This window comes from Anabaena azotica FACHB-119 (genome assembly GCF_014697625.1).
Lineage (GTDB): Bacteria > Cyanobacteriota > Cyanobacteriia > Cyanobacteriales > Nostocaceae > Trichormus > Trichormus azoticus_A.
In genome coordinates, this window is the sequence record NZ_JACJSG010000021.1 from 1 (window position 1) to 16,200 (window position 16,200).

General features: G+C 41.8%; 12 protein-coding genes. 4 read left to right on the forward strand and 8 right to left on the reverse strand.

Annotation, left to right across the window (positions count from 1 at the left end; translation table 11 throughout):
• Positions 1–292: 292 nt before the first annotated feature.
• Positions 293–658 carry a cupin domain-containing protein gene (locus H6G83_RS16240; RefSeq protein ID WP_190474112.1) on the forward strand — a complete coding sequence of 122 codons (366 nt, stop codon included), beginning with the start codon at positions 293–295 and terminating at the stop codon, positions 656–658.
• Positions 659–796: 138 nt separating this feature from the next.
• Here the strand turns inward: H6G83_RS16240 and H6G83_RS16245 are convergent, their stop codons facing one another.
• Entirely contained in the window at positions 797–1,828 is a 1,032-nt protein-coding gene (locus H6G83_RS16245) for an SDR family oxidoreductase (RefSeq protein ID WP_190474115.1), read from the reverse strand.
• A 94-nt stretch (positions 1,829–1,922) separates the two neighbouring features.
• Here H6G83_RS16245 and H6G83_RS16250 point away from each other — a divergent pair, with 94 nt between their 5' ends.
• Positions 1,923–2,630: a TetR/AcrR family transcriptional regulator gene (locus tag H6G83_RS16250; protein WP_190474117.1), complete on the forward strand. Its 708-nt coding sequence runs from the start codon at positions 1,923–1,925 to the stop codon at positions 2,628–2,630.
• On the opposite strand, the gene H6G83_RS16255 is transcribed toward H6G83_RS16250, so the two are convergent.
• The 5 genes from H6G83_RS16255 to H6G83_RS16275 form a co-directional block, all read right to left on the reverse strand.
• Entirely contained in the window at positions 2,596–3,402 is an 807-nt protein-coding gene (locus H6G83_RS16255) for a hypothetical protein (protein WP_190474118.1), read from the reverse strand. The two genes, H6G83_RS16250 and H6G83_RS16255, sit on opposite strands and share 35 nt — an antisense overlap.
• 159 nt (positions 3,403–3,561) lie before the next feature.
• Positions 3,562–3,936, reverse strand: coding sequence for a hypothetical protein (locus H6G83_RS16260; protein WP_190474121.1), 375 nt, complete (start codon positions 3,934–3,936; stop codon positions 3,562–3,564).
• 525 nt (positions 3,937–4,461) lie between these two features.
• On the reverse strand, positions 4,462–5,190 hold the full coding sequence (locus tag H6G83_RS16265; protein ID WP_190474123.1) for a hypothetical protein: 729 nt from the start codon (positions 5,188–5,190) through the stop codon (positions 4,462–4,464).
• Between the two features lie 31 nt (positions 5,191–5,221).
• Entirely contained in the window at positions 5,222–7,348 is a 2,127-nt protein-coding gene (locus H6G83_RS16270; protein ID WP_190474131.1) for an alkaline phosphatase family protein, read from the reverse strand.
• A gap of 360 nt (positions 7,349–7,708) precedes the next feature.
• Positions 7,709–8,410 (reverse strand): serine/threonine-protein kinase, encoded by a 702-nt coding sequence (locus H6G83_RS16275; protein WP_190474273.1) that lies wholly within the window; start codon positions 8,408–8,410, stop codon positions 7,709–7,711.
• A gap of 113 nt (positions 8,411–8,523) precedes the next feature.
• Here H6G83_RS16275 and H6G83_RS16280 point away from each other — a divergent pair, with 113 nt between their 5' ends.
• The gene (locus H6G83_RS16280) at positions 8,524–9,435 is read left to right on the forward strand and encodes an alpha/beta fold hydrolase (protein ID WP_242044631.1); all 912 of its coding nucleotides are present in this window, start codon (positions 8,524–8,526) and stop codon (positions 9,433–9,435) included.
• 3 nt (positions 9,436–9,438) lie between these two features.
• Entirely contained in the window at positions 9,439–9,972 is a 534-nt protein-coding gene (locus tag H6G83_RS16285) for a GNAT family N-acetyltransferase (RefSeq protein ID WP_190474133.1), read from the forward strand.
• 63 nt (positions 9,973–10,035) lie between these two features.
• Here the strand turns inward: H6G83_RS16285 and H6G83_RS16290 are convergent, their stop codons facing one another.
• Together H6G83_RS16290 and H6G83_RS16295 are read right to left on the reverse strand one after the other, a co-directional pair.
• Complete coding sequence (locus tag H6G83_RS16290) at positions 10,036–11,784, reverse strand: peptide ABC transporter substrate-binding protein (RefSeq protein ID WP_190474135.1); 1,749 nt, start codon at positions 11,782–11,784, stop codon at positions 10,036–10,038.
• 1,159 nt (positions 11,785–12,943) lie between these two features.
• On the reverse strand, positions 12,944–16,156 hold the full coding sequence (locus H6G83_RS16295; RefSeq protein ID WP_190474137.1) for a Kelch repeat-containing protein: 3,213 nt from the start codon (positions 16,154–16,156) through the stop codon (positions 12,944–12,946).
• Positions 16,157–16,200 lie beyond the last annotated feature (44 nt).

A 16,200-nucleotide genomic window follows, 5' to 3' on the forward strand; every position in this document is an offset into this window, starting at 1 on the left:
CGGGAACTTACGCTACAGGAGATTTGCCCTCTTGGGCGGTTGGCGCGAGCCTGCTGTCTAAAGGCGGGTCTGTGAATGTAGAATCCCCGCACTTATAGGGCGGGGAGTGTCAAATAGGACTATATTCAGAGGCATAAATATACTTAATTAGCCAATATACAATTCCATCTATTCTGCTGGTTTCTCACCAAACCAGAAGTACAATCAACGTAGACCAACACCTGATGCTGCATCATCTGTCAAGCTTCTCATAGCAGATTAGGTATCAATAGAACAAATAATACAAAATAGTATGGCGAAATCCACCAACACTTACTGGAATCCATTGATTGTAGAAAATCAAGAAAAATGGCAACCGATTAAAGGTTTGGAACAAATTGCCGAAGAACTGACCCTCAGCATAGATGAAGAAACTGGTGAATACACCCGTTTAACTCGATTTCACCCTGGTGCTGACACAACTCCTTTTGGTGCGAAAAGTCATCCCTATCCTGAAGAAATTTTTGTAGTTAGTGGTCGTCTTTATGACCAAGCTTTTGATATGTGGTTAGAGAGTGGACATTATGCTAGTAGACCACCAGGGGAAATTCATGGCCCATTCAAAACGGACATCGGCTGTGTTGTGTTGGAAATATCATTTCCTCATCGTATTATTTAGTCTTTTTCTTCTTTTGCACTCACCCCTTCCTAGCTTCGCTAGAAAAAGGTGAGTTAGGGACTTCCAACTAAAAAATATACAATCACTTTGGTGATCTGGGACAGCTGAGGAAGAATTTAATCAGCTTCTACACTTCACTCATGGAGCTATCTCATTTCTGGAAGTCCCTAAATAGCCTTGAGACTGATACCAGAGTACTGTGTCTTTCACAGTATCCCTGAAGGGACGAAATGTTACTCCTAGCTCTTGGGCAGCTTTGGCTGAACTTAAGTTCGCTTTTTCTAATAAAGTTTGGATACCAGCCAATGGCATAGGGTTGACCCCACCTGTTAAACCTGCCCAGGTTTCTGATAACCATGCAATTGACAGTGCAATCCTATCAGGAATCTCTATTGTCGGGGCTTTCACCCCTGAAATCGCTTCTAATTCTAAAGCGATATCTTTCATAGTTTTTAATGATCCCGCTACAATGTAACGCTCACCTCGTTTACCTCGTTCGGCGGCGCTTACCATTGCTGTCGCCACATCCCGAACATCAGTCAATGAAGCACCACCATTAATTATTCCAGGCAGCTTTCTTGCCAGTAGATCCAAGACCAGTTGCCCCGCAGAAGTCGGTGCGGCATCGCCAGGCCCCATCATCCACCCAGGCAATATCATCACTACATCCATTCGGCTAGTATCGAGAAACTTATAAATTTCTTGTTCTGCCAAAACCTTAGTTTGGAAATAGAGGTTTTGTTCAGCAAATTTGCTATAAGGGGCTGTTTCATCTGCAACCCGATCTGGATAGGTTTGGATGACTCCACTCGATGAGGTGAAAACTGTTCTTGCTACCCCTCGCGCCTCTGCCAGTTGCAAAAGTTCCATTGTGGCATCTACATTGATGCGCTTCATCTTCTGCCAATGACTACCCGGTTGGTAATACTCCCGAAAAAATGCTGCTGTGTGAAACAGCACATCTACTCCGTTTAATGCCTCGCTCAAGGCAGGCACATTCTCAATATCACCCTGAACAAATTCAACTGGGCTGTTTTCTTGAAAGCGTTTAGCCTTATCAATAGACCGAACCAGTCCCTTGACTTGCCATCCTTGCGCTACTAGTAATTGGCAAAGATTACTACCTAGCAAACCCGTCGCTCCAGTCACAAAAGCTGTTTTGCTGTCCATAAGAGTTATCCTCTGGTGATCTTAAATTGCCTGTAGATTTATCTTCCGAACTTTGTTAATGTGAGCTATTACTCATATTCATATTTGGAAGTATATGAGCAAAAGCTCACATCGTCAACCTTCACGCAATAAAATAGTGAAGTCAACTTCCGTCAAGGAAGATCATCAAACATCCCAGACAACTCGCCGCAGCCCTTCAGGGGAACGTGGTCAGCGACGGCGCGATTTAATCTTGGACACTGCCGCCAATTTGCTGGCGAACGGAGGAGTAGAAGCTATCAACACCAATGCTTTAGCTGAACGAGCTGGTATTTCAGTTGGCTCGGTATACCAGTATTTTTCTAACAAGGAAGCAATTTTAACAGCCTTGGGTGAGCGATATATGCAGCAATTAAGCAGCAATACGGTGGCGGCTCTACAACAGGATATTTCTGGTTTGAATTTTGCTGCTATGGTTGATCGGGTGATTGACCCTATGATTGACTTTGAGCGCAAACATCCTGCTTTTAGATATCTCAGTGCTGGAAATGAAGGACAAATAAGCCTTGCTCAAGCAGCTCAACAGGTGGATCACGAGATACTGATGACCATTTACGATTTACTCTTACGGGTTAGTCCTGATCTCAACCCTACCCAAGGCTGGCAAATTGCGCGGATGACAAAAGCCCTTTACAAAGCCATGAGTTATCTCATTGGGCAAGAAAAAGAAATTCACAATGATGGTGGAGATGTTGATGTTATGATTGCTCAAATGAAGCGGATGATGGCTAATTATTTAGAGGAAAATTTGGGTGAGAAATAGCTAGTGAAGGGCGTTGCCAAAAATAGATGATCAGTCCCCAAAATGGTAGCAAACGTACTAGCCATAACACTTTTTCGTTATGCCATTGGCGACGTGCCATATCATCTTTAACTAACCATGACTGAAACAACCAAAATACCAACATATCTATTAAAAACGAATATGCTAGTCTATCAGTAAACAATAAATTTAATAACGCTTCCCAGCGTGTGATCAAATCACCGTACTCAGGACGTGCAAATACTCCCCAAACTAAAGAAACGACAAAAACCACAGCTAGCACCGAAGGAAAAATTCGGCTTTCTCCTATCTTTTCTGCAAACGATAAAGGAGTTGTAGGTGCTTGAGGATTAGGTTGCCGTAATCCTAACCAAGGTAAAAAAAATAAATTTGTCAAAAATGCTGTGCCGATTAAGAATGTAATTATAGAAAATCGTTGATTACGTCCATCAACCACAAAACCCCAAAATAATATTCCCCAAGTCACCACAATGTTAAATAATCCTTCTAGTGCTGGATTGTTTACTGCTGCTTGATGGGGAAGTATAATTGGCAGTACCAACCAAAAGTTCCAACTCAAAGTTATTATTTCTTGTAATGTTTTGGATGTGATATGCAGTAGTGATAACCCCGGAGGTAAATCACTTAATAATAAATACCCAATATAAACTAACCATGTACTCCACACTAATATTCTGGATATAATTGCTGATACATCATTATTGGGAAAGTTGTCAAACTTAATAAGGAATTGTTCTAATTTGTTAAACATCACTTTATTGCTGCTTACACATTGTATAACAATATGACAATGTAAGATATTTTAGGGATAATTACAATATTATTTACTCAATACTACCTCATGCTATTAAATTGCAGTGCTACTTATGTCGGTATGTTAATATAGCGAATATAAAAACTGTTTTGCTCATTAATCAATCAACCACTGTGTTAATAAGTAAATTAAAAATGTGTAATAAAAAAAGCCAAATAGAACTACATCTGACATAATCATTATCAAGAAATAAAATATTCGATTATTTGAATTAGATAACTTAGGTTGCCAAATAACTACTGTGATATTGCTAGAAAGTAAAAAAGCTAAAATACTAGACCAGAATAACCAATCGCTTTCTTTTACGCTTTTTAACCAAGGTACTAGAGAACCTCCATTTGCACTATTGGGTTGAAAAGTTGGATCTCGCAACGGTGAAACTAAGTAAACAAAAATTAAGCTGGCTACGGTTAAAAGCAGCAAAAATAGCAGACTGAAAAGAGAAAAACGGCGGATTTGTTGAAAAAACACTCTCGTTATCCCTCAGTGAATTTATGTATTTGGACTTAATTTTTACCAATCATGTTCCTGATGAATTTGTAGTTTATGTTTAGCAAGGTTTAGAGGCTTTAAACAAGATTAAGCTGACTTATAAAGGATAGAAGTACAAATTGGTTATCTGACATCTTGCACCTTCTCAATAACTGGGTGGCTATGCACTCCCCACTCTACGAAATCATAAGAGTTTTGGGCTGCGATTTTCGCAATCAAGATATAATATCATGTCCGCTTAATCACTTATCATATCTTCGGGGTTGGTAATTGGTAATTGCTAATGGTAGAAAACAATTACCTATTAGCTATTACCCATTACCGACCAAAACAACCATATTATAAGTAATTAGCCTAACTTGATATAATTTATATTAACAAGATAGGAAAAATGATTATCCCACTACAACAAAGTTTGGGGCTATATGTAGAGTCGATTGGCAATAAAAACCCCATTTTTGTCAATGGGGTAAATTAAAAGTAAAAGTAATTTGTCAATTAATATTAGTATTTCTGTTTTTTAAGTTTAAGGGTGTAGCCGACACTTGCTGCACCAATAGCTATTAAACCAATAATAGAGCCAGATTCAGGTACTAAAGTGGCATTGTCTACAAGGATACCAAAGCCACCGAAAGCATCACCTACAGTTGCCACACCAATATCTAGAGAATAGTTGCCTGTAGTTGGGATGGTGTAGGAGAAAGTACGATATCCAGTTTCACTGACAAAGGTTGTATTACTAGGAATTAAGGTGGAGAAGGTGTCAGCTATTTTTTCTGTGGAGTTGATTTTTACGAAAGCAAAGCCGTTAAAGTTAGAAGATTGGCTGGCTTCATTAGTTAAGAAGTTCCAGCTAAAGGTGAGGGTTTGTCCTGCAACTGCTGAAAATTCCTGCTTTATTGCCGAGCCGCTAAAGATCGGCCCGTTGATATTATCTAAACTGAATGGTTCTACCCCTAAGAAATCTTCTAACTCTCCTGGGGTAGCAGTTACACCATCGGCAGTTGTGGATACTAAAGCTTGAAAGTTTCCTTGAGTGGGTTGGCTACCAAAATTAGCAGTTTGAATACTGGTGTTTCCAGTTGTATTCCAGCCTGTAAAATCACCTGTTTCAAAGCTCCCGTTACGCAAACCTGCATAAGCAGGTGCAGTTATGAAAGCAGTAGGTAAACTAATTAAGGCAGATGTAATTGCTATTAAAGTTGAATATCTGCACTCATGCAATGTAGACATGAAATTTAGCACTCCGAAAATGATGAAGTAGTTAGTTTTTGAGATTTAGGGTTTGTCCTTGAACCGTTGGGGCAGAGGGTACACCTAGTAAACTGTTAATAGTTGGGGCTACATCGATATTGCGAATTGTGCCGATATTGCCACGGCGATTGATATCGGGGCCTGCGGCATAGAAAATAGCGCTGAGATTAGATATGGTGGGGTCGTAACCATGCGCTCCATAGAAGCTAGGTACGGAAAACACTGTATTATCGGTGTCGCCTAAACGAGTTACAACCGGATTTTGTCTGCCGTCAAAGTTATATCCTTCACGCATAATTGCAAACACATCACCAGTATCTTGACCGACAAATTCACTTGTACCTAAGCCAAAATTTGGGTCGTTTAAGTTAGTTGGTAGGGGACGAGGATATATTTTGTCAAAAACTGCCATTTCTTTTCCTCGGACGTAGTTGGGATTGGTGTCTACCAATTCCCGCAAAGCAATGATGATTTGTTGTTGCAGAGTTACATATTCAGCACGGGTGACAATACCGTTGGGTTCACGCCCTTGCAGGTTAATGTATACATTGGCGGCTGGGCCTGATGTGACGGCACGAACTTTAGTTGGGTCGAAACCTTTACTTCTGAGGTAGTTGTTGAGGTTAACTTCTGTATGGAAGGCTGAAAAACCGTGGTCGGAAACAACTAAAATATTACTGTTGGGTGTACCTTGGCGATTTGTCCCTACTGCGTTGATGATGCGTTGTACAGCATTGTTTGCAGCACGATAAGCTGTCTGTACATAGCTTTGATAGCGAGTGACTTTGGCTTGATCTTGTCCTGTGCCAATAGATAGGGGATTTGTGGGGTCACTGGCTTGGCGAGAATCAGTTAAGAGAAACTGGTGTTCTGAGCCATCTGGTTGTTCAATATAAACTAGGACTAAATCGGCGTTAGGGTTTTGGTTGATTGCTCTCAATGCCAGTCGAGTTTGGTAGTCTACAAACAGTCGCACTTGGTCTTGGTAAATAGCTTCTACTTCACTGTCGGGGAAAGTTGTAAATCCAGGGCTGATACGTTGTGCAATGCGAAAATCAGCTTGGGGAGACCAGAAGCCTACGTTCTTGAGAATGTCATCAACAGTAGCTTGGACGGCGGGATTTTGAGGAATGGCGTTAGCAGAGTAACGGGCGATGCGGACAACGCTCAGATCAGGGGCGAGATTGCTGACATAGAATGCTGTTCCTGCTTGGTTGGAACTACCTTCAAGGTAAAATAGACTGGAGAGGCGATCGCGCACTCTCACATAAGCAGGCCCAGTTGACGGTAAGCTGAAAGGCCCCGCAGGTATACCAATTTGAGCATCAAAAAAGACCAAGGTGTCATAGTTAGTTTTACGGTCATTAGTTGTATCTAATGCCGCAACTTGGATATCATAACTCACACCACCAACAGTAAAGCGATCGCTCAATGCAGCTTGTTGAATTGGGCTGTAGGAAACTCTACCCGCATTCTTGAGTTGACTAACTATTTGACTAGAAGCCGGGCTAAAGTTAGCGGCGGTTAAACTAAAACCACTCGCACCTACCCCAGCAAAAGTACCGAAAGGAACTGTATAAGATACAGTTCTTCTACTTGCAGGGTCAATAACTGGGCTATTAGTTAAACCAGGAACTCTCACATCAACCCCATCTGCACCAGGAAAGGTAGCCGCTACAACTTGCTTACCATTGCGTAAAAGTCCTACCCACACAGGTTCGGCGGTCGGTTGTGGACTTGCAACCGGGCCAAAAGTGGAATAACCACCGATGGGAGCGCCAAAACCGCTAATATTCGCATTAAATGGACTTGCAACTAAGTGGAATGTATTGGCATTAATATCATTGCGAGCTGCGGTTGAACCTGTACCAATGGCGATGTGACAAGCTGCTGTCAAAGATGCGCTACAGGTAATGTTTCGCTCTGCATAAACACCTTGACTTTTCAGCAGTCCCAATCCTTGCTTAGGATTCAGTACACCTTGTGTCAAATATTTTTCGACAAAATCTGGTGTTGCGCCATCTAAAGAAATCAAAATCACTTTGGGACTGGGTGTACTTGATACCGTTTGCGCTGCTATGGAATGTACAGTTAAGCTGATAAAGAAAGTCACTAGCACTATAGTGAATAGGCGCATGATTAATTTATGTCTCAAAGTCTGCCCCAGCCACCGCAATGCTTGGTTTATTCCATATAAATTTAAATATCTGCTCACTTGTCCTCCGTAAGTACAGTACTGTAACTTCACTGAGATGATTATTTATTAATGTATTGACTGTAGGTTAACGGAAGACTATGAAAGTTTTAAGTAGAGCAGTCTTTACGTAAATTACCGGAATTTTAAATCAAAAATAACTGCTGGCTTGTCTAGACTAAAATGTGGCAATAGAGTTGGAAAGAATTGAACGCAGATAAACGCAGATAAACGCGGATGAATCTGTATTCTATCCGCTTGAAATCCGCTATAATATTCGTTTGATAAATGGTTTTTTAGTTTCTAAGGCTTTAAATATTTAAAATATTTGAATTTTATCGCTATTCGACTCAAGAATTGTTTGCAAGAAGTTCCGAAACGATAACATTTGCGAACTAAATCTAAAGCAGAATATGGTATGCGTAATCGCAATGGGCGTAAAATAGGCAGATACAACCAATAATAAGCCCTTTTGAGGTTGTTCCATTTTGCACAAGGTTCTTGATGCAGGAAATCAGAAACGTCTACTACCAATCCTCTGCCTTGGTGCATCATTACATTACGACCGTGGACATCATGGGGGTGAAGTCCACGGCTTTGGGCATATTCAAGGGCTTGATCAATGTCTTGTATTACCTGCTGAGGAATTGGTAAACCTAAGTGCATACAATCGTAGAGTGTTGTTCCAGAAAGCCGCTTCAAAACTAAAAAGCCATCCTTGGCATACAAACATTCAGAAAATGCCGGATGAGAACCTAAACGGCGGTAAACTTCTACTTCTTCTTCATAGCCTGGCCGTCTTGGGGCATAAATTTTTACTACATAGTTAGGGTAATCAGGGTGACAAACTACTGCTGCATAATTTCCTCTACCCAGCAGTTGCCAAGGTTGGGGAATATAGTTGACTTGAATGGGATCTCGTGGGTTAATACTTCTAATTTGTAAATTAGGTAGTAGTATTTGATAAATACTTTCCTGAAAATGTTTTGGCAGTATTTTGTCCATGTCGGTGGTATTTAGCACAAAACAACAATATAAACTACTTGATCGATATCAACAATTACGGCAACGGTGCGAACGACTTGTGTTTCAATTGTGCATGGAGATAACACAGATTTATGAATCACCTTGTCACACCACCGGAAAGACAATCAAAGATGCAATTGGGGGATGGTCGTGAGTTGGCTTGGTCTGAATGGGGGCCTGTTGATGGACTTCCCATTTTGTTTTGTACTGGGGCTGGGATGAGCGGATGGCTGGGTTTTGGTGCTAGCTATCTTCCAGAACTGGGCTTGAGACTAATTGCTATTGACCGCCCTGGCTTGGGTTTGTCTACTCCTCACCCTAACAAAACTTTATCCTCTTGGGTAGATGACACACAAGAATTGATTCAAGCGCATCATCTCGATGATGTTCTGGCTGTTGGTTTTTCACAAGGCGCACCTTTTGCTTTCTCTTTGGCAGAACGCAGTCTCGTCAAAGCTGTAGCTATTGTGTCAGGACAGGATGAACTCTCCCACCCAAGTTTGCAACCACTGCTGCATCCTGATGTTGCTAGAATGATTGCGGCGCTTCAACAAGATGCTGTAGAGTTCGAGCGACAATTTGCACAGATGGCTACAGCAGATGGACTGTGGCAATTAATTATGAGTATGAGTGCAGAATGCGATGGGCTACGCCCCGCCTTCGGCGATCGCCTAATATACGAAAGTGAGATGTTCACTCAAGCATATCAGCAAGCTTTGCACCAAGGTTTCTCTCAAGGCGCACATGGATACGCACGCGACCTAGTGAATGCGCTGAGTCCCTGGCAGATAAAACTAGAGAATATCGATGTTCCCGTAGATTTATGGTATGGTGCTTTAGATACCAGTACAGTCCACTCCCCGGATTTTGGGGCAACGTTGGCTTTACGTTTACCGAATGTTTCACATATTGTAGACCATGAGCAAGGGGGTTCAATCCTGTGGACAAGAGCTAGAGATATTCTCGTCAAACTGAAGTCTCATGTTTCTAATACGGTTGTTTAAAATATGGACTACGTAATTCGTCCACTGACGCAGCAAGACGAGCCTTTTTTGTGGCAAATGCTTTACGAAGCAGCACATTTGGCAGAAGACGGTAATATGACAGTGCAGGATGCCATGAATCATCCTGAGTTAGTCAAGTATGTTAAGGATTGGGGTTTGGAAGGTGACATGGGTTTTGCTGCTACCTTGGTAGATAGTAATCTGTCTGTGGGCGCTGCATGGTTGCGTTTATTCACCGCCAACAATCAAGGGTATGGTTATATCGATGACCAAACACCAGAACTAGCGATCGCTATTCTGCCAGAATATAGAAATCAAGGTATAGGAACACATTTAATCACTCATTTAATTGCCACCGCCAAAGCTATTTACCCTTCTATCTCCCTAAGTACCAGAAAATCAAATCCAGCTTTGCGTTTATATCAACGCTTGGGTTGGAAAATCGTTCCTGGTAGTGAAACAGTTAACCGAGTAGGTAGCATATCTTTAAAGATGAAATTAGATTTAGCTACGATGCCAGAGGCTATTACAAATTAAAGGTTTGTAGTAAGGACTTTAGTCCTTTTCTTGAGGACTAAAGTCCTCACTACGAACCCTTAACTACTTGCGTTGCCAATCTTTAATATTCCAAGTATCAGCATCCCAAGGAGTTAAATTCACCCCAACTAATCTATTACTAACACCATTGACATCCGCACGAGCAATTAAGGGAATTATAGCTGCATCTTTAAATAACAAATCATTCATTTTGATAAATAACTGCCGACGTTTTTCGGGGTTTAGTTCTGTATTGGACTGTTGCCAAAGCTGATCATATTCAGGATTGCAGTAACGTGAATAATTAGACTTTGACCAGTTATTCTTTTTCTGGGGAATCTCATCACAGGTGAAACTCTTCATATATGCACCAGGGTCTGGATTAGAATTACCTGTACTAAACATTTGTAAATCGGCTTGAAAGCGGCCAAGAGTGTCTGGGTTAGAGGGATCTGCTGAAAAGTAAATGCTACCATCAATACTTTTGAGTTCTACACCCACACCAATAGATGTTAATGCTTGTTTAACAATTTCCTGAGTTTTTTGGCGCACTGGATTTACAGATGTTTGAAACAAAACCGTCATCTCAAAGCCATTTTTATCTCGGATACCGTTGCCATTGGTATCTTTCCATCCAGCAGCATCTAATAAATCAGCAGCTTTCTTAGGATTAAATTCGTATTTAGTATTTGGTGAATTATAAATATTTGGTGCTACTAAAACATTGGCGGAAGGACGACCACTAACACCGTATAATTGTTGATTAATTGTGTCCCTATCAATTGCATAGTTAAACGCTTGACGCACCTTAATATCTTGAAAGAAAGGGTGAGGAAATTCTAAGCTAGAACGTTCGCCATCTTTTGTTTGTTTATTAGGGTCGGTATGATTGATAGCAATTCGTTCCACAAAGGAACCGAAACTAATATCTAATCTTCCTTTACCTGCTGCTTCTAATTGCTTGAGAATGGGGGATTCTACTTGCAAATTCCAAGCATAATCTACATCTCCAGTTTGCAATACTGCTCTTGCTGCTGAGGTTGCATCACCGCCGCCTTTCAGTTCTACTCGCTTAAAGAATGGTTTATTAGCTTCGCGGAATGAAGAGTTAGCTTCATAAATAATCGTGTCGCCGGGTCTAAATTCTACAACTTTATAAGGCCCTGTACCCACAGGAAGCAAATTACCAGGGGCTTCCCTGGCGTTGCTACCGTTAAATTTCTCGAAAATGTGACGGGGAATAATCATTCCGTTTAAGCCGACAAAGGGTTGTGACCAAGCTGGGTTAGGTTTTCGGAAATTTATTTTGACGGTGTGATCATCAATGGCTTGGACGCTAGAAACCGCTTCATAATCTGCTAAGGTGGTAGCACCTACAGATGAGTTGGATAGGAATTGGTAAGTAAATACCACATCCGCCGCCGTAAAAGATTGACCATCAGACCATTTAACGCCTTGCTTGAGTTTCCAAGTAACTGATGTTCCATCTTTGGCTATACCACCATTTTCTTGTGTGGGAATTTCTGCGGCTAGAAATAGAACTAATTTACCGTCTTTATCAAAGCTAGCCAGAGGTTCATAAACGATGCGACTGGCTTCAAAATCTTTGGTTCCTTGGGCTAGATGAGGATTAAGAATGGTTGGTGCTTGCCAATATAGCAGTCGCAAGGTATCGTTAGCATTACTGTTTGCTGCGGGTGTTGAGGTTGTGGGAGTTTCAGCTTGTGGAGAAGAACAAGCGGCTAGTAAAAATATATTCAGTAATGACCAAGCAAGAATTTGACCCCGGTAAAATTTATTAAAAATGCCCATCTTGAATTTCTTTATAGTCCTGATAAATAGCTATTTTTGTTACGTAACAAATAATACTACTTTATTAAAATGCTGTTTAACAATACTCAATAATTTTAATTTTTATCTACTATTTGGTTAATTTAGCAAGCCAGTAGTGGCGTGGCAAGCCTAAACTTGTGCATTAGCGAAAAATCTATCATCTTGTTCATCTGCGTTCATCTGCGTTCATCTGCGTTCAAATTTATCCAAACCTATTGCCACATTTTAGCCTTGCCAGTCCAGTAGTGGCGTGGCAAGGATAAAATGTGGTAATAGTGATGATATTTACCACCAATAAACGCTGATAAATGCGAATGCTCAAGATTTTCACTAATGCACAGGTTTAATCTTGCCAAGCCAGTAGGGTGCGTTAAAGCAGCGCTTAACGCACCGTATTTGCTGGTGCGTTACGGCTAACTCCTCAGCCAACGCTTAAATCCTTACATAGCCATAACACAACTTACTGAATATTTACTTTATACAGCATATTTTGGGTAAATGAGGTACAAGCGTAAAACCCAAAACCATGTAGAGACGTTACATCTAACGTCTCTACAGTATTTCACAAATAGCGAAACTGCTGTAAATGAACTCTTATGGACTAATAACTCAAGTTTTTTAGTTTTGGCATTTTGGCAACTGAGCGAAAATGGACTGTGATACTTTTAGGTGAATTGCCAGGATTGATATTTTTCACATCCTAAGCACGGTTAGATGACCGTTGTTTTTGTTGTCAATATTTATCTTCCTGACAATTTATTAAATTTATTAACCTATTTTCTAAATTCCAAGGTGTATTGCCACTTTCAAGCTATTTAGGCGGGGTAAAACCCGTCTTTTTTTTAATGATTAACGGTAGAAGACCGATTAATTGAGATCAGATGTAATTATTAATACTAAAAATGAGTAATATCAGCCTTTTTGGCATTTAGATACCGCCTATAGGAAGATGCGATCGCCTGGAAATAATAGGTACATTATTGCGGGATGTTGTTATGCACTGGATTTATAAAGAGGTTTGGTGGTGAGCCAAACCTTTTTCTCTCATTAGGGATATCCAAAAATTAAATTATTTGTTTCCCAGCCTCTCCCCAAAACGGAGAGAGGTTATTAGTAAACTTTTCGCTTCCCAAACCGCTTAGAATGCAAAGCCCTCTGTCACGTTGGAAAGGGAACTTCCACCCGCATGACCACCAGCGATATAAATCACATTATTAATAGTGGCAGTAGCTGCACCATGACGCGGGGTCTTTGCGGGAGTTAAAGTCCGCCAGCTATTTGTAGTTGGGTTGTATTCCTCATTCTGAGAAAAGACACCGCCAGTGTTAGTAATTTCACCCCCTATTACTTGAATACGGTTGTTGAGAGTGCCTACACTCATGGCTCTACGACCTGTAGGCATTTGAGCGCCTGCTGACCAACTGTTCGTTGTAGGATCATAAATCTCTACAGTTGCAAGAGTGCCATTGACAGTTGTACCGTTAGCTTCGCGTGTTCGTCCGCCAAATATGTACAGCTTACCAGCTACGACCGCAGAGCCAGGGTTGTCTCGCGGAGTCGCCATCGGTGTCGCTGTGTTCCATGTATTAGTTGCAATGTTGTAGACTTCAACACTAGCTAAGGAAGCCCCACCTGCATCTAGTCCACCAACAACGTAGATATGATCGTTTAGCACTCCAGCAGTGGCTCCTCCCCGTCCGGTGGTCATTGGAGCTATACTTGTCCAGGTTGATGTGGTTGGATCAAAGACAGCAGAATTGGTGACTGCGCCGGAGAATGGTTGTGTTGAACCGCCGAAGATATATAGCTTACCATTATACTCTACTACTGCTGGATTCTCAACTGCTGGGCCAGGTAAATTAGGGCCGCTAGTCCAAGAGTCTGTGGCTGGATTGTATATATATAATGTGGATATGTAGGTAGTAGCTGTTTTCCCACCCACCATATATAACTTGCCATCCACAGCAGCGCCACCAGCATCGAGAATTGCATTTGGTACTGGCTGCTTTGTGATCCAAGCGCCGAGGGGAACCAAAACTGTGACCTTATTACCATTAAACTCACCAACATAAATATTTCCCTGAGCATCGGTTTCTAATGGCAGAGGCTCAGTAAATTGGCTAGCCAGGGTTGCAGACTCAACAACAGATAGACCATCTGGGGAAAGCTTAATCCTCGTAATGTTATCGCCCAGAGAAAAGTTCGCTATCAGCAACTGCCCTTTCAGCTGACCAAAGAAATTATTAGCAGTATATTCAATTATACCATTAGCAGATAGGTTTTCGCCGAGTGTAGCCAAGGGTGGCTGATAATTCGCTAGGGGAGTGACACCTTGAAAAGTACCGTTTTTGAAAACGCACTGATTACGGTAAGGATTGGGATGTCCGTAGTATTTGCCCTGCTCGACTTTTAGTAGTAGATCGGGTTGCTTACCTGGGTTAAGAGTAAGTGGGGAAAGACCAGTGCAATTAGGTGCAGGACTTGGGGGAATAGTTCCTGTGACACCTAAACCGTTATCAGTTGCGTATAAAGAACCATTGCTGTGCCAGACAAAATCGTAAGAGTTACGTAACCCGGAGGCGTAGACCTGGACGTTACAGGTTTCAGGAATGCCAAACTGACCTATGGGAGTAGCACAACTACCTTGAAAGCCTGGAGCGTTGACATCTGCGACTAAAAGTGCTGCTGACAGTGGCTGTTCTGGGCGATCGCCAAATTCACTCGGAGCTGTATTCGGTGCGCCTGCACCTGTGTTACCGCCTTGAGCAAGGTAAAGTTTCCCATCTGGGCCAAAATGAATTGAGTTGGTTGCATGGTTGGCAATAGCTCTTGGCAAGCCAGTGATGACATTTTCGATTGTGGCAAATCCCGTTCCTGAAAGACGCGATACGATACCAGAGTTTACGGCTCCATCGAAAGTACCATTAGGAAGAATTTTTCCGTCTGAATGCGCTACCCACAAAATGACGTTATCTGGCGTAGATGCAGGGTCTGTGTCAATGCCTAATGTCAGACGAGGTACATTCCCTTGACTTGTGCGGATAGTATCAATTATCTGCTCGTCAATGACTGTTTGAGTTTCGTAATTAAGCCTGAAGGCATGAATTGTACCCAGCAATTCTGTAACGTAAAGCCGTCCATCTTGCCCCAGCACCATAGCTGTAGGTTGATTCACTGGAAATGACCATCGCCCAAAATTGAAGTTACTCCCAACAACCACATTAGCTTGCTCAGTTACAGAGAAAGAGTCAAATGTGAAGATGATAGGATTAGGCGCGTTGCGATGGCTAGCGAAGATACCCCCAAAACTTCGGGTTTTGACGTTAGGTTCTATTCCCGCTTGATCAAAGCTAAACCATTCAGGCGGCACATTCGTAAACGTAAATAGCGTTTGCTTGTTATTACCGATTTGGTACTGGGCGGTAACTGTTTGTGTCTGGGGGTTGAGCAACAAGCTTAAGGTAACTGAGGATGTATTTGCGGCGAGGTTGGCAGTTTTGTTTGATACCACAACACCTTGTTTCTCCAATAGAGCTTCAACCTGATAAACACCGACTTTGGGAGAGATCACAACTAGCTTGATGTAGTTGTCCTGGCTAGTTCCTCTACCACTTCCCGTCGCCTGTCCAAACCATAACCCAGCTTGAGCAAAGCCCCCAGGCGCAGCCACAAGAGCCGATAAGGTTGTTTTGATTTCTATTGTTTGACTGGGTAAATTCAGACCAACTCCCAAGGCATTATCAAGACTATTGACATCTCTGACATTCAAGCCACTGGTGGTAGTAATCTTCAGTTTTTTATTGGTTGTATCAACTTGCAGCTTTTCTGCCCAGTAGCCGGGAACATCCGGGTTAGGGTTTGGGTTTCCCGGTTTAGTTGGGGGATCAATCATTGTAAACCCAGTCCCCACGCCGTTTTTATCTTTAATTCCTCCCCCACTTCCATCAAAGTTGAGGTTATAAGCACCAGTTACCCTGACCTGCGTACAAGCTAGGGGAGATATGAATGAACAGCTTTCTTGTTGTTGATTAACAGTAAATATGCCATTGATTACCTGAGTTTCTCCCCCACTCAGGCTGATCACAGCAGTAATAGTATGAGAACCATTTGCTATTGTTTTTGTGTCAAAGGGGTTAGCCTGACCATTTGCTGCTGTAAGAGCAAAATCATAGGGACTTAAATTGACAACTTGTCTGGGTGGACTAATTCTGTCTGGGTCGTCTAGATAAAAGCTGACTTGAGATATTTCAGTTCCTGAAACGAATACATATATCTTGCCATTTACACTTTGTCCTGTGAAAGGCACAGGGTTAGAACGATCTGCAAACAAACTTAATAACAGTTCAGGCATAGTCACTATTGAGTATACAGAGGTAGAAGTTGAATACAATAACC

Excerpts from the sequence above, each read along its gene's own strand:
- H6G83_RS16270 (WP_190474131.1), bottom strand. The coding sequence starts at position 7,348 with ATGCGCCTATTCACTATAGTGCTAGTGACTTTCTTTATCAGCTTAACT.
- H6G83_RS16250 (WP_190474117.1), top strand. The coding sequence starts at position 1,923 with ATGAGCAAAAGCTCACATCGTCAACCTTCACGCAATAAAATAGTGAAG.
- H6G83_RS16280 (WP_242044631.1), top strand. The coding sequence starts at position 8,524 with ATGAATCACCTTGTCACACCACCGGAAAGACAATCAAAGATGCAATTG.
- H6G83_RS16265 (WP_190474123.1), bottom strand. The coding sequence starts at position 5,190 with ATGTCTACATTGCATGAGTGCAGATATTCAACTTTAATAGCAATTACA.
- H6G83_RS16240 (WP_190474112.1), top strand. The coding sequence starts at position 293 with ATGGCGAAATCCACCAACACTTACTGGAATCCATTGATTGTAGAAAAT.
- H6G83_RS16295 (WP_190474137.1), bottom strand. The coding sequence starts at position 16,156 with ATGCCTGAACTGTTATTAAGTTTGTTTGCAGATCGTTCTAACCCTGTG.
- H6G83_RS16245 (WP_190474115.1), bottom strand. The coding sequence starts at position 1,828 with ATGGACAGCAAAACAGCTTTTGTGACTGGAGCGACGGGTTTGCTAGGT.
- H6G83_RS16285 (WP_190474133.1), top strand. The coding sequence starts at position 9,439 with ATGGACTACGTAATTCGTCCACTGACGCAGCAAGACGAGCCTTTTTTG.
- H6G83_RS16275 (WP_190474273.1), bottom strand. The coding sequence starts at position 8,410 with ATGGACAAAATACTGCCAAAACATTTTCAGGAAAGTATTTATCAAATA.
- H6G83_RS16290 (WP_190474135.1), bottom strand. The coding sequence starts at position 11,784 with ATGGGCATTTTTAATAAATTTTACCGGGGTCAAATTCTTGCTTGGTCA.
- H6G83_RS16255 (WP_190474118.1), bottom strand. The coding sequence starts at position 3,402 with ATGTTTAACAAATTAGAACAATTCCTTATTAAGTTTGACAACTTTCCC.